Origin of the sequence: Marinobacterium jannaschii DSM 6295, from assembly GCF_000620085.1 — a bacterium.
GTDB classification, from domain to species: domain Bacteria; phylum Pseudomonadota; class Gammaproteobacteria; order Pseudomonadales; family Balneatricaceae; genus Pontibacterium; species Pontibacterium jannaschii.
In genome coordinates, this window is the sequence record NZ_KK211065.1 from 127,448 (window position 1) to 140,517 (window position 13,070).

Consider the following 13,070-nt stretch of genomic DNA (forward strand, 5'->3'; position numbering starts at 1 on the left):
GCGGTGGTTCCTGTAGCTATCTGGATGACAGGGGTAAAGGTGTCGCAGCGGGCAGTTCGATCCGGCCCTCGGCAAAGGCCTCGATTGCCGGGATCAGATCCTCAAAGCGATCAAAGCCATGGCTGCCGCCGGGCTGGATAAACTGCGGCGAGGCGGCGAACTTGGCCACCGCCTCGCGGTAATCGAGGGTTTCATCCCCGGTCTGGGTCAGCAGCAGATAGCGCTCCGGATCACGCAGTTCAGCGCAATCCAGCTCGATCAGCTGCTGCAGGTGATCGCGGGTCAGCTCGTAACGTTCGTGGGTATAGAGGTTTTCATTCTCGCCCAGCCACTCCTCAAGCAGGGCGTAGGGCCTGACCGCCGGATTAACCAGCACCGCCCGCACATTATCATAGTGTTCGGCCAGCCAGGTGCTGTAATAGCCGCCCAGTGAACTGCCGATCAATACCACCGGCTGCCGCTGAAACTGCTCCACAAGCTGGCGCAGGGTCTGTATCGCTTCGGCGGGCCAGTTAGACAGCGCCGGGACCTCTACCCGGGCCGCGCTGCGCTGGACAATCTCGCGTTTGAAGATCTGCGCCTTAATGGATGCCGGCGAGCTGTTAAAGCCGTGCACGTAAATATATACGGGTTCCTTCATCCGGACTCTTCCTGCCAGTAATCGGGACAGCGGAGGGTCTCCCCGCTTATATTCGGTTGCGGGGACTCAAAACGGGATGATCTGTCTGAGGTCGCAAATGCCCCTGAGAAAGGTACCGGAGGCTCCTGACCGGTGCAAGCGCAGTACCGATTATGGCTGATCCCGGCCTCAACCGGCTGGCGCTTGCGCCAGTTCCGTTAAGCGCACCAGCCGGCGCTCGACACGGCCATCGGCACTCAACCGGTAACAACAGTAGCCAGGGCCTTCCGGGCCAAGGGTGAACTGCTCACAGCGGGGTTCGAACTGGGCTGCCACCGACGGCGACGAATACAGCGCCACACTCTGGTGCTGCAGCTGGTTATCCTGATGAACATGACCAAAGATCACCGCCCGCAGCTTGCGGCTCTGTTCGGCCTGTTGCCAGAACGGGCCGGCATTGCGCAGCATAATCCGGTCCTGCCAGGCGCTGCCCACTGGCACGGGATGATGGTGCATCGCCAGCAGCAGGTGATCGATGCTGCTGTCCTGCTCGGCCTGTGCCAGCTGCTGTTGCAGCCACGCCAGCTCCCCTGCTGCCATCTCGCCGCCGCCGACACCGTCCGGCTCGGCGGTAGTATCCAGCAGCAGGATCTGCCAGTTGCCGAGGCGAAATTGCTTCTGGCGTAACGAACCTGTCGCCAGCTGCTGCATCAGCGCGGCATCGTCATGGTTGCCCGGCAACCAGTAGGCGGGGCACGTTACAGGACTCAGGTAATCAATCAGGCGGTTATAGGCGGCAACGTTGCCGATATGGGCCAGGTCACCGGTCAGCACCAGGGCATCGGCTTCAGTACCGGCCAGCGATGCCAGAGCCTGCTGCAGTCGTTGCTCGGTATTAACGCCGTGTAACAGGGCCGCGGGATCGGGCTGCAGGTGCAGATCGGTCAGCTGGATCAGGCAATAGTCACGCATCATTCAGCTGACATAGACCGGATCAGGATGATGGCCGCGGTCGAGGCAATGGCCCAGCCATTCGCCGAGGTATTCGTTCAGCTGCAGCTTCTCATCCGGCTGGTGCATCTCCCGATTGGGGTAGGGATAGACGCCGGAAAGCTGCGAGCGCTGCAGGCAGACCACTTCAGCCACCCGGGCATCATGGTAGAGCCGGATCAGCAATGCCGGCGCTTCCAGCCACGGCGACTGGCCATCATGCTGATAGCTGAGGCGCACCGTTGTGGTGTACTTGAAACGCTCCTCCACCGACAGCCGCACGACCGTCTGATGCTGCTGCCAGCGCACGTGGAAATCGCGCTCGCCGCAATCATCAATATCGGGCAATAGCTTCAGCATGCGGGCGTAATTCGCCTCGCATTGCGCTGTCTGCCGGGTCAGGTCGGGTACGTATTTGCGTTTCATCGCTGCTGAACCATAGGTCCTCTGCTGTACTTTTGTGGCGCGGTTAATCGATGGGGCTATTGTAGCTTATTGATCAGCAAGTCAAAAACCCAGGACTGGTTGTCAGCTCTGTAACTTGAGAAATTCAGCTTTGACAGTGTCGAAATTGAGCTGCAGCCACTGCAGGGCAATAATCGAGGCGGCGTTATCGATCCGGCCGCAGCGGACCAACTGAAACGCCTGCTGCACCGGGATGCGATGTACCCGGATATCCTCACCTTCTTCGGCCAGGCCATGATCGCCGCTGATCACCGAGGCATCGACACAGGCACAGAACAGATCAATATACTCGCGACTGCCGCCCGGACTGACGCTGTAGCGGCTGATCGGTATCAGCGCCTGCAATTCAGCACCCGCCTCCTCTGCCGCCTCGCGGTGTGCCACGTCTGCTGCGCTCTCACCGCGTTCGACGATGCCCGCCACCAGCTCCAGTAACCAGGGGCTGTGTGGGTGGTCCAGGGTGCCGATGCGGAACTGCTCAATCATCACCACCTCATCCAGGCGCGGATCATACAGCAGGACGCAGACTGCATCGTCGCGATAGAACAGCTCCCGGGTAATCTCCATATCGCCACCGGCAAAGGTGGTGTAGCGCAGTCGCAGCTGCTGCAGTTTAAAGAAGCCATCATAGACCGTATCCCGGTCGGTAACCTCAACATGGCGCTGATCGTAGAACGGTGTCCAGCCTTCACTCATCGGGATCCCCTCTCTGCACATGAATAATACTCACAGGCAACATATTTCATATTGATATATGCTTATTACAAAACTTAAAGACAGATTGCACCATGCTCTCCCTGCTCAACCGCCTGCCCCTCAGCCAGTGGCTGCAAGCCTATAACCGCGAAACCTTTGTCAGCGACCTGATCGCTGGCGTCGTCGTAGCGATCATGTTGATCCCGCAGGGGATGGCCTATGCCATGCTGGCGGGCATGCCGGCCGAGTATGGCCTCTATTGCGCTATCTTACCGCTGTTGCTCTATGCCCTGCTGGGCAGCAGCCGCTCACTGGCGGTGGGCCCGGTAGCGATCGCCTCTCTGATGGTCGCCTCCAGCCTGGGCCAGCTACAGCTGCAGACCAGCTCTGAGTATATCCGCTATGCCGTCAATCTCTCCCTGCTCTGCGCAGGTTTCCTGCTGCTGCTGAGGCTGCTGCGGCTGGGGGATATCGTTAACTTTATCAGCCATTCGGTGATTACCGGTTTTACCAGCGCTGCCGCCGTGGTGATCGCCATCAGCCAGCTACGCCATATTCTCGGATTGCCACGCCCGCCAGAGGGCGAGTTCCTGCCGGCACTGACCTCCATGTTACAACAGCTCGACCAGCTCAATATCGCGTCACTGCTGGTTGGCTGCGGCGCTATTGCCGTTCTCTGGTGGAGCAAAAAGCCCCTGGCGAAAGTGTTGCAAGAGTGTCGCTGGCCGCAGGCTATCAGCCAGCCATTGAGTAAGGCCGGCCCGATGTTTGCCGTCGTCGCCGGCACCCTGGTGGTCTGGCTCGGGGAGCTCGACCAGTCCCTGGCGGTCAGCACCGTGGGATTGATCCCCGAGGGCCTGCCCTCAATCAGCTTCGGCCTGATCGACCCGTCAACCTGGCAGGTACTGGCACTGCCCGCGTTGCTGATCGCACTGGTGGGATTTCTCGAAAGCGTCTCGGTCGGTACGGCACTGGCCAGTAAGCGGCAGGAGCGGATTAACCCTAACCAGGAGCTACTGGCGCTGGGGGCGGCCAACCTGGGGGCTGCGTTCAGCGGTACCTTCGCCGTTGCCGGCGGCCTCGGGCGCTCGATGGTCAATCACAGCGCCGGTGCCCAGACCACCATCGCCTCGCTGATCTCGGCCCTGCTGGTGGCGGTTACCCTGCTCTGGCTGACACCGCTGTTTTACTATCTGCCGAAAGCGGTGCTGGGGGCCATCGTGATTATGGCGGTGCTGCCGCTGATCGACCTGAGCGGTATCCGCAAATGCTGGCAGTTCAATAAGGCCGACGCCCTGACCCTGGCCCTGACATTTACACTGGTGCTGGTATTAGGGGTGGAGCTTGGCATCCTGCTGGGGATCGGCAGTTCAATCCTGCTGCTGATCTACCGCGCCAGTCAGCCCCATATCGCCATCGTCGGCCGGGTCGGCGAAAGTGAGCATTTTCGCAATATCGCCCGCCATCAGGTCTCGACGCTGAATGACACTCTGGCGCTGCGGGTGGATGAAAGCCTCTATTTTGCCAATACCCGTTATGTCGAGAGCTTTATCCTGCAGCAGTGCGCGGCGGCCCCGCATCTGCGTCATGTGGTATTGATCTGCAGCGCGGTAAACTTTATCGATGCCAGCGCCCTGGAGACGCTGGAAAACCTGATTATCAAACTGCGTAACCAGCAGGTACGGCTGCACCTGGCGGAGGTGAAGGGGCCGGTGATGGACCAGCTGAAAAACACCGAACTGCTGCAGGAGCTGGCACCGGGACAGGTGTTTTTCACCACCGATGAGGCGATGCGCAGCCTGGCAGCCAATCCGCCAGCTGCCCATCCGGCCTGAAGCTCAGACGCGGTTATTCTGCTGCAGCAGCGACGCCACAATGCGGCGGCGACGGGAGATGAACAGGCAACTGCTGTGGCTTTTCTTCGCCTCTTTTTTCGCCATCGCCGCCAGTTCCGCCACCTCATGGTAGCTGGTGCATTTGTAGGGATCAGGATGAACCACCCCGACAGCCAGTCCCAGCAGCGGGAAGAAGGTACGCTCTCCCTTACGGTCTGAAGCCCAGATCCCTTCCTGTTCCAGATCCCGCGGGCTGTAGAAGTGACGTGCCTGCTCATCAAATGCCGCAATGATCGCCTCACACTGCTGGTGCCAGTCCCGGCTGCGGAACAGCACCACGAAGTCATCCCCGCCAACATGGCCGACAAAGTTTGTGTCACTGCCCGCCACCTGGCTGAGCAGGTCACCCAGCAGGCGAATCACCTCATCCCCCTTGGAATAGCCATAACAGTCGTTGAAGGGCTTGAACTGGTTGAGATCGAAGTAGGCCACCCGGAAATCCACCGTCTGGCGCAGCAACGCATCGATCTCGCGGTTGATCGGTACGTTCCCCGGCAGTAACGTCAGCGGATTGGAATAGCGTGCATTGCGGATCTTCAGGTCGGTGATCCGCTTCAGCAGGTCACGTACGTTGCCCATCCCCAAGTAACAGCCGTCCTGCACGATCACCATATCCTGCTGCAGGTTGAAGTCCTCCCGCTCGGTCAGCATCTGCGAAACCTTCTCCAGCGACAGATCGCTTTCCACAATCAGCACATCGCGGCTCAGCAGTTTATCGACCGGCTTGAACTCATAGAGGGCGCGGCCAAACTGGGTAGAAAACCGCTCAAACAACTCGGCCCGGCGCACCACGCCGACCGGCTTGCCATCTTTCAGTACCGGGATTGCCGACAATTCCGGGTGTTCATGCAGCAACTCGCTGACATCGGTCACCCGGCTGTCAGGCGCGACCGCCGGTGCCGGACGCAGTAGCGAGTAGGCGGTTTCACTCATGCTGATGCCTGCCGAGGGGGCACGCTCTTTGTATTCGAGGATAACGCGGGACTTATCGTAGGGAGTCTCTGGTTTTGGCTGTGGATAACCCAGATAGAAGCCCTGACCGATAGCGATCCCCAGCTTTTTCAGGGTTTTCAGCTCTTCGGCATGCTCGATCCCTTCGGCGATCACCTGGCATTGCATCGCCTGGCCGATATTACAGATAGAGCGGACAAACTCATGCTTCACCGGATCGCGGTCGATGCCGGAGACAAAGTGACGATCGATCTTAACGTAATCCGGCCGCAGCTCAGACCAGAGTTTCAGTCCCGAATAGCCGGTACCCAGATCATCAATAGCGATCTTGAAGCCCATATCCCGGTAATGCTCGACCGCCTCACGACTGAGACCATGATGATCGAACGGATGCTGCTCGGAGATCTCGATAACGATATTCTCCAGCGGGATCCCCAGCTGTTGCAGCAGCTCAGCGGTAAAACCTTCCTGATGCTCGGGCGTACCCAGCAGTGAAGCGCTGATATTCAGAAACAACTTATGGCCAATTTTCTGCTCGGCAAACTCCTCCAGCGAGCGCTTGCGGCAGAGCAGTTCCAGCGGATTCTGTAAGCCAGCTTCGATCGCCGCATTAAACAATGGCCCCGGCATCTCCAGCGGTGAGCCAACGGGCCCGCGAATCAGCGCTTCGTAGCCGATAATATCGCCACGCCGCAGATCAACGATCGGCTGGAAATGGGGTAGCAACGCCTCTGTTTGCAAGATCTCACGCAACTGCATTTCAAAATTACGCTCGATAGCACTCTGAGCAACAGACATTAGATTTTCTCTTCCAATTCCCTAATCGGATCAGACTAATTTCTGACTGTGACAAACAGGTGAACGATCAGTAATAAAATACGAGCTACGAGCTACGAGCTACGAGCTACGAGCTACGAGCTTAGAGCGGTAAGCGGTAAGCGGTAAGCGGTAAGCGGTAAGCGGTAAGCGGTAAGCGGTAAGCGGAAGGAAATGATCGGGAAAGCATTCAGGGTACCCGCTTGGACACCCTGAACAGGTCAGGCGACTTCGGCGCTGTAAGCGCGCAGCAGCTGGATCTCGTCGGCCCAGATCGATTCGTCGATGGTTTCCAGTACCAGCGGGATGCCGCGGAAGCGGTCGTCCTGCATGATAAAGCGGAATACCTCATAGCCGATCTCGCCTTCGCCAAGGGAGTGGTGGCGGTCCAGCTTGGAGCCGAGGCCGCCCTTGGAGTCGTTGAGGTGCATAGCGCGCAGGTACTGGAAGCCAACGATCTGCTCGAATTGCGCAAACACCTCACGGCAGCTTTCCTGGGTACGGATATCGTAACCGGCAGCGAACATATGGCAGGTATCGATGCAGACGCCAACGCGGGACTTATCGTTCACCTGGTCGATAATCGCTGCCAGCTGCTCGAAGCTGAAGCCGAGGTTGCTACCCTGCCCGGCGGTGTTTTCAATCACCGCACAGACGCCACTGGTCGCTGCCAATGCCAGGTTGATCGATTCGGCGATCTTTGCCAGGCATTCAGCTTCAGGGATCTTGCGCAGGTGGCTGCCGGGATGGAAGTTGAGCAGGCTCAGACCCAGCTGCTCACAACGCTGCATCTCGTCGATAAAGGCGTGACGCGATTTCTCCAGCGGCTCCGCTTCCGGATGACCCAGGTTAATCAGGTAGCTGTCGTGGGGCAGGATCTGCGCCGACTCAAAACCCAGCCGGGCGCAATTTTCCTTGAACGCCTTGATATTGCGGCTGGTCAGCGGCTTGGCTTCCCAGCGGCGCTGGTTCTTGGTGAACAGCGCAAAGGCATTAGCACCCAGGCGTTTCGCATTCAGCGGTGCATTCTCGACACCACCGGCGGCACTGACATGGGCACCGACGTAATAGGGCAGCTGACTCATTACAGCTTGCACGCTCCGCCCAGGCAGTCATCGAAGTCCATGCTTTCCAGCTCCTGACGCTCGGCGTGAGCCGCGGTAATACGCTTGAACAGATCCGCTTCTACCGCATCATCAGCGATCTGCGCACGTTCAAATACGTTTACCAGAGCAGTCAGTTCTTCCAGAGTAAAATCGTTCATGGTTTCTCCACTAAAGGTTCAGACGCCTTGCGGCGGTTAACGGGGCAGCAGCTGTTCGACCAGCAACTGAACGTTGCGCTGCCCGCGAAATTCATTGATATCCAGTCGATAGACGACCCGCACCCGGCTGATGCCTTCGTTCGGCCACAGCTGGGTGTCGCAGTTAAAGTAGATCGCATCCAGTGCCAGACCGGATGTGGGGTCCATCAGCACCATCTTCAAGTGGCGCTGACCGACAATTCTCTGTTGCAGCAGGGCGAACTCACCGTCGAACAGCGGTGCCGGGAACTGCTGTCCCCAGGGGCCGCCCTCGCGCAGCTCTTCCGCCAGACGGATATTGATCTGGTTGGCGTTGAGTTCACCATCCGTCAGAATCTGCTGCTGCAGGTCAGCCTCGCTGAGCTGGCGTTTCACTTCGTTGTCGAACGCCTCGCAGAAGGCCTTAAAGCTCTCCGCCGGAAACGAAAGACCCGCCGCCATGGCATGGCCACCGAACTTACTGATCAGACCGGGATGCTTTGCCGCCACGGCATCGAGGCCATCGCGCACGTGGAAACCGCTGATCGAGCGGGCCGAGCCCTTGATCTCGCCATTCTCACCCGGAGCGAAGGCAATCACTGGACGGTGTACCCGGTCCTTGATGCGCGAAGCGAGGATCCCGATCACCCCCTGGTGCCAGCCCTCGTCGAACAGGCACAGACCCCAGGGCAGCTGCTGTTCATCCAGCTGCAGCTGATCCAGCAACTGCAGCGCCTGCTGCTGCATCTCCTGCTCGATGGAGCGACGCTCCTTGTTCAGCTCATCCAGGGTATTGGCCAGATCGCGGGCGTAGTCGTAGTCCTCGCTCAGCAGGCACTCGATACCGATCGACATATCCTCCAACCGGCCCGCCGCATTGAGCCGGGGCGCCAGGGCAAAACCCAGGTCGGTGGAGACCAGTTTCTCCTTATGCCGCCCCGAGACTTCGATCAGTGCCAGAATGCCGGGCCGGGCCCGACCGGCGCGGATACGTTGCAGTCCCTGATAGACCAGGGTGCGGTTGTTCTGCTCCAGCGGCACCACATCAGCCACGGTGCCCAGTGCCACCAGATCGAGCAATTCAGCCAGATTAGGTACCGCCAGGCCCTGTTTTTCAAACCAGCCACGCTGACCCAGTGCCCGGCGCAGGGCGATCAGCACATAGAAGATCACACCCACGCCACAGGTGGACTTGGCGATAAACTCGCAGCCCGGCTGATTGGGATTGACGATGGCGCAGGCTTCGGGAATCTCCGAGCCCGCCAGGTGATGATCGGTCACGATCACATCCAGTCCCAGCGCATGGGCGCGCTCGACGCCGCTGATACTGGAGATGCCGTTATCCACCGTAATCAGCAGCTGCGGATTCTGGGTTGCCGCCACCTCGACAATCTCGGGACTGAGGCCATAACCGTATTCAAAGCGATTCGGCACCAGATAGTCCACCTGGGCCGCGCCCAGCATCCGCAGCCCCAGCATCGCCACCGCCGTGCTGGTGGCACCGTCACAGTCGAAGTCGCCGACGATCAGGATCGATTCGCGCTTTTCCAGCGCCACAATCAGGCGCTCGACAGCCGCATCCATCCCCTTCAGGCCAGAATCCGGCAGCAACTCTTTCAGGTTACGCCCCAGCTGTTCCAGATCGCTGATGCCGCGACTGGCATAGACCCGCGCCAGTACTTCGGATACCTGACTGAACACCGGCAGGCTGCTATCGGGTTGGGGACGACGATTTATGATCAGGTCAGACATCAGTAGTGTTTTCCACAGCCGGTAAAAGCTGGTTAGTTTTGCCTGTAAAGTAGTAGACCGTCAGTCCGATCCACTCCCTGACGGCGATATTCAGGTCACGGGCATTGCGCCAGTAGATCGGCCGGTAGCCACCCTCTGTGGAGTAATAATCCACAGGGTACGGGATCACCGGCCAGGCCTGTTGACGAAATATCCCCACCGAACGCGGCATATGAAACGCCGAGGTTATCAACAGCCAGGGTTTATCCAGATCCTCTGCCAGTGGCTTACTCAGCACCGCGTTCTCATGGGTATTGCGCGACTGACGCTCCAGCGTCAGCCGCTCGCCCAGCTGCAGCCCTCGCAACCACTGGCCTACACCATCTGCACCTTTAACATCCTGACGCAACACGCGGCCGGAACCACCACTGAAAATCACCTGCGCCTGTGGATACTTCTGCATCAGTTGCGGCAGCACCATCACCCGCTCAGCCGCAGCATTAAACTGAGGTTGTCCCCAGTTCTGACTCAGCTCCGGATTTTCTCCACCGCCCAGGACAATAATGCCGCCGATCTCGGTGGGTAACTCTGGCTGTGGAAAACGCTGTTCCAGTGGCCGCAGCAGATAATTACCCACAGGCAGCGCCGCAATCAGCAACTGGCAGCAGAGGCTAAACCCCAGCAACCAGCGTCCGATCACTGAGCCCCGCCAGAGCAGGCCAATCAACAACAGCAAAATCAGGAAATGCTCCGGGGCGATAAGGGCCCAGAACAATTTGGAGGCGATAAAGAACAGATCGGCCATGATACGGTCTCGGCTCGCGGCAAGGTTTCAAGGTTCTGATACAAAAAAGGCCCGAAGATTCGGGCCTTTTCGAGTTATGCGTCCTGCTTACTTATGCACGTGGCCGGCGATATAACTCTGCACGGTTGGCAGGTCGTTGGCCAGAACCTCGAGGCGCTCTTCGCGCTCAAACAGGTCGGTCATATGGCTTGGCAGCTGTGGGCTTTCCAGTCCGGCCTGAACCACCGGCTCAGGGAACTTCACCGGATGCGCAGTCGCCAGGGTGATCATCGGTACAGACGGGTCACGGTTACATTCGCGGCCAGCCTTAACACCAATCGCGGTATGTGGATCCAGCAGGTAACCGGTTTCGGCTTCAACCTGCTTGATCACGGCAACCGTCGTTTCATCGTCAACCGCCAGGCTGTCGAACAGCTCACGGACTTTCTCCCAACGCGGGCCATCCAGCTGTACGGACTCAGACTTGAAGCGATCCATCAGATCGGAGATCTCAGCACCGTTACGGCCGTAAACATCAAACAACAGACGCTCGAAGTTGGAGGAAACCATGATGTCCATGGATGGAGACAGCGTGTGCTCCAAAGTGCCCTTGGACATATCGTTGCCGCTGATCACCCGGTGCAGGATATCGTTGCGGTTCGTGGCAACCACCAGCTGTTTGATCGGCAGCCCCATCTGCTTGGCCAGGTAACCGGCGAAGATGTCGCCGAAGTTACCGGTCGGTACGGAGAAGCTCACTTCACGGTGCGGACCACCCAGCGCCAGGGACGCAGAGAAGTAGTAAACGATCTGGGACATGATACGTGCCCAGTTGATGCTGTTTACCGCACCCAGCTTCATGCCATTGAGGAATTCCTGGTTGGCGAAGCTGTCTTTAACCATCTGCTGGCAATCATCGAAGTTGCCTTCCAGCGCGATGTTGAAAACGTTGTCTTCCAGGATGGTCGTCATCTGGCGACGCTGAACTTCAGACACGCGGTTGTACGGATGCAGGATAAAGATATCCAGGTGATCGCTGTGACGGCAGCCTTCGATCGCGGCAGAACCGGTATCGCCGGAAGTCGCACCCATGATCACCAGACGCTCGTTGCGCTTGGCCAGGGCGTAGTCCATCAGGCGGCCCAGCAGCTGCAGGGCGAAATCCTTGAATGCCAGGGTCGGGCCGTGGAACAGCTCCAGTACCCACTCGTTGGTGCCCAGCTCTTTCAGCGGGGCAACCGCAGTGTGGTTAAAACCGGCATAGGTCTCGTCGATCATCTTCTTCAGATCATCGGCATCGACACAGTCAGATACGAACGGAGCGATGATCTTGTAAGCCAGCTCGTTGTATTCCAGGCCGGCCCAGGATGCGATCTCGTCCTTACTGAAAGTCGGCAGCTCTTCAGGAACATAGAGACCACCATCGCTGGCCAGACCGGCCAGCAGCACTTCTTCAAAATTCAGAACCGGGGCTTCGCCCCGGGTAGAAATATATTTCACGTCAGGACTCCTTAGCCGTCCAGGTGCTCAACACGGATACGGGTCACGCTGCCGGAGATGCCTTCAAAGGCTTCGATCTCGGCAATCGCTTCATTCATCTTCTGCTCCTGAACAGTCTGGGTCAGGATGATGACAGGAACCTGCTCTTCGCTGGTCTCTTTCTGGATGATCGCTTCGATGTTGATACCCTTCTCACCCAGGATGCTGGTGATCTTGGCCAGTACACCCGGCTGCTCCAGCGCCTGCATACGCAGGTAGTAAGCGGTTTCAGTCTGTTCAACCGGCAGTACCGGGTGATCGGACAGGCTGCCCGGCTGGAAGGCCAGGTGCGGTACACGGTTATCACGGTCAGCGGTCATCGTGCGCACCACGTCAACGATATCAGCCACCACGGCAGAAGCGGTCGGCTCAGCGCCAGCGCCGGCACCGTAGTACAGGGTCTGGCCAACAGCATCGCCATCAACCACAACGGCATTCATAACGCCGTTTACGTTCGCCAGCAGCGCCTTTTCAGGGATCAGGGTCGGGTGAACACGCAGCTCTACGCCCTGCTCTGTGCGACGGCTTACGCCCAGGTGCTTGATGCGGTAGCCCAGCTCTTCGGCGTACTGCACATCTTCAGTGGTGATCTTGCTGATCCCTTCGGTGTACGCCTTGTTGAACTGCAGCGGGATACCAAAAGCGATAGAAGACAGGATGGTCAGCTTGTGCGCCGCATCGATACCTTCAACATCGAAAGTCGGATCGGCTTCGGCGTAACCCAGTTCCTGGGCTTCTTTCAGCACATCATCGAAGTCACGGCCTTTCTCTTTCATCTCAGTCAGGATGAAGTTACCGGTACCATTAATGATGCCCGCCAGCCAGTTGATCTTGTTGGCAGACAGACCTTCACGGATCGCCTTGATGATAGGGATACCACCAGCCACACCCGCTTCGAACGCAACCATCACGTTCTTCTTCTGAGCCGCTTCAAAGATCTCGTTACCGTGCTCGGCGATCAGCGCCTTGTTGGCGGTAACCACGTGCTTGCCGTTCTCGATTGCAGTCAGAACCAGATCGCGTGCCACGTCGTAGCCACCGATCAGCTCGACAACAATGTCGATCTCAGGATTGGTTGCGACGGCAAAAATGTCGCGGGTAATCTGGGTGCCTTTTGTATCAATCGCCGGATTGTCACGGCGCGCACCGATCTCTTCCACAATAATATGGCGACCTGCGCGGCGGGTGATCTCATCCGCATTGCGTTTCAGGACATTAAAAGTACCGCCACCGACAGTACCGAGGCCACAGATACCAACTTTTACCGGTTTCAAACCAATACCTCGCTTGATAGTCAATCTC

General features: G+C 58.4%; 12 protein-coding genes. 1 reads left to right on the top strand and 11 read right to left on the bottom strand.

Features of this window, described 5'->3' with window-relative positions; genetic code table 11:
- Positions 1 to 16: 16 nt before the first annotated feature.
- The 4 genes from Q354_RS0118415 to Q354_RS0118430 form a co-directional block, all read right to left on the bottom strand.
- Positions 17 to 640 (bottom strand): YqiA/YcfP family alpha/beta fold hydrolase, encoded by a 624-nt coding sequence (locus tag Q354_RS0118415; RefSeq protein WP_027858884.1) that lies wholly within the window; start codon positions 638 to 640, stop codon positions 17 to 19.
- Positions 641 to 808: 168 nt separating this feature from the next.
- The gene (locus Q354_RS0118420) at positions 809 to 1,594 is read right to left on the bottom strand and encodes a metallophosphoesterase (RefSeq protein ID WP_027858885.1); all 786 of its coding nucleotides are present in this window, start codon (positions 1,592 to 1,594) and stop codon (positions 809 to 811) included.
- Positions 1,595 to 2,035, bottom strand: a complete 441-nt coding sequence (locus tag Q354_RS0118425) for a DUF1249 domain-containing protein (protein WP_027858886.1) — start codon at positions 2,033 to 2,035, stop codon at positions 1,595 to 1,597.
- 102 nt (positions 2,036 to 2,137) lie between these two features.
- The gene (locus tag Q354_RS0118430; RefSeq protein ID WP_027858887.1) at positions 2,138 to 2,770 is read right to left on the bottom strand and encodes an NUDIX domain-containing protein; all 633 of its coding nucleotides are present in this window, start codon (positions 2,768 to 2,770) and stop codon (positions 2,138 to 2,140) included.
- A 92-nt stretch (positions 2,771 to 2,862) separates the two neighbouring features.
- Here Q354_RS0118430 and Q354_RS0118435 point away from each other — a divergent pair, with 92 nt between their 5' ends.
- On the top strand, positions 2,863 to 4,605 hold the full coding sequence (locus Q354_RS0118435) for a SulP family inorganic anion transporter (protein WP_027858888.1): 1,743 nt from the start codon (positions 2,863 to 2,865) through the stop codon (positions 4,603 to 4,605).
- Positions 4,606 to 4,608: 3 nt separating this feature from the next.
- On the opposite strand, the gene Q354_RS0118440 is transcribed toward Q354_RS0118435, so the two are convergent.
- From Q354_RS0118440 to Q354_RS0118470, 7 genes are all read right to left on the bottom strand, one after another.
- A complete protein-coding gene (locus tag Q354_RS0118440; protein WP_051560317.1) occupies positions 4,609 to 6,414 on the bottom strand; it encodes an EAL domain-containing protein in 1,806 nt (601 codons plus the stop codon).
- A gap of 239 nt (positions 6,415 to 6,653) precedes the next feature.
- The gene (gene nfo / locus Q354_RS0118445) at positions 6,654 to 7,517 is read right to left on the bottom strand and encodes a deoxyribonuclease IV (RefSeq protein ID WP_027858890.1); all 864 of its coding nucleotides are present in this window, start codon (positions 7,515 to 7,517) and stop codon (positions 6,654 to 6,656) included.
- Positions 7,517 to 7,696 (bottom strand): hypothetical protein, encoded by a 180-nt coding sequence (locus Q354_RS0118450; protein WP_027858891.1) that lies wholly within the window; start codon positions 7,694 to 7,696, stop codon positions 7,517 to 7,519. Before Q354_RS0118450 ends, nfo begins: the two co-directional genes overlap by 1 nt.
- 36 nt (positions 7,697 to 7,732) lie before the next feature.
- Positions 7,733 to 9,466 carry a single-stranded-DNA-specific exonuclease RecJ gene (gene recJ, locus Q354_RS0118455; RefSeq protein ID WP_156948420.1) on the bottom strand — a complete coding sequence of 578 codons (1,734 nt, stop codon included), beginning with the start codon at positions 9,464 to 9,466 and terminating at the stop codon, positions 7,733 to 7,735.
- The gene (locus Q354_RS0118460) at positions 9,459 to 10,250 is read right to left on the bottom strand and encodes a YdcF family protein (protein WP_027858893.1); all 792 of its coding nucleotides are present in this window, start codon (positions 10,248 to 10,250) and stop codon (positions 9,459 to 9,461) included. The genes recJ and Q354_RS0118460 overlap by 8 nt, the downstream gene beginning before the upstream one ends.
- Positions 10,251 to 10,337: 87 nt before the next feature.
- Entirely contained in the window at positions 10,338 to 11,729 is a 1,392-nt protein-coding gene (gene thrC, locus Q354_RS0118465; protein WP_027858894.1) for a threonine synthase, read from the bottom strand.
- Positions 11,730 to 11,740: 11 nt separating this feature from the next.
- Positions 11,741 to 13,042, bottom strand: a complete 1,302-nt coding sequence (locus Q354_RS0118470; RefSeq protein ID WP_027858895.1) for a homoserine dehydrogenase — start codon at positions 13,040 to 13,042, stop codon at positions 11,741 to 11,743.
- Positions 13,043 to 13,070: the final 28 nt, after the last annotated feature.

Coding starts and splice junctions, on each gene's coding strand:
- Q354_RS0118450 (WP_027858891.1), bottom strand. CDS start 7,696: ATGAACGATTTTACTCTGGAAGAACTGACTGCTCTGGTAAACGTATTT.
- Q354_RS0118420 (WP_027858885.1), bottom strand. CDS start 1,594: ATGATGCGTGACTATTGCCTGATCCAGCTGACCGATCTGCACCTGCAG.
- Q354_RS0118435 (WP_027858888.1), top strand. CDS start 2,863: ATGCTCTCCCTGCTCAACCGCCTGCCCCTCAGCCAGTGGCTGCAAGCC.
- Q354_RS0118415 (WP_027858884.1), bottom strand. CDS start 640: ATGAAGGAACCCGTATATATTTACGTGCACGGCTTTAACAGCTCGCCG.
- Q354_RS0118440 (WP_051560317.1), bottom strand. CDS start 6,414: ATGTCTGTTGCTCAGAGTGCTATCGAGCGTAATTTTGAAATGCAGTTG.
- Q354_RS0118430 (WP_027858887.1), bottom strand. CDS start 2,770: ATGAGTGAAGGCTGGACACCGTTCTACGATCAGCGCCATGTTGAGGTT.
- Q354_RS0118425 (WP_027858886.1), bottom strand. CDS start 2,035: ATGAAACGCAAATACGTACCCGACCTGACCCGGCAGACAGCGCAATGC.
- recJ (WP_156948420.1), bottom strand. CDS start 9,466: ATGTCTGACCTGATCATAAATCGTCGTCCCCAACCCGATAGCAGCCTG.
- Q354_RS0118460 (WP_027858893.1), bottom strand. CDS start 10,250: ATGGCCGATCTGTTCTTTATCGCCTCCAAATTGTTCTGGGCCCTTATC.
- nfo (WP_027858890.1), bottom strand. CDS start 7,517: ATGAGTCAGCTGCCCTATTACGTCGGTGCCCATGTCAGTGCCGCCGGT.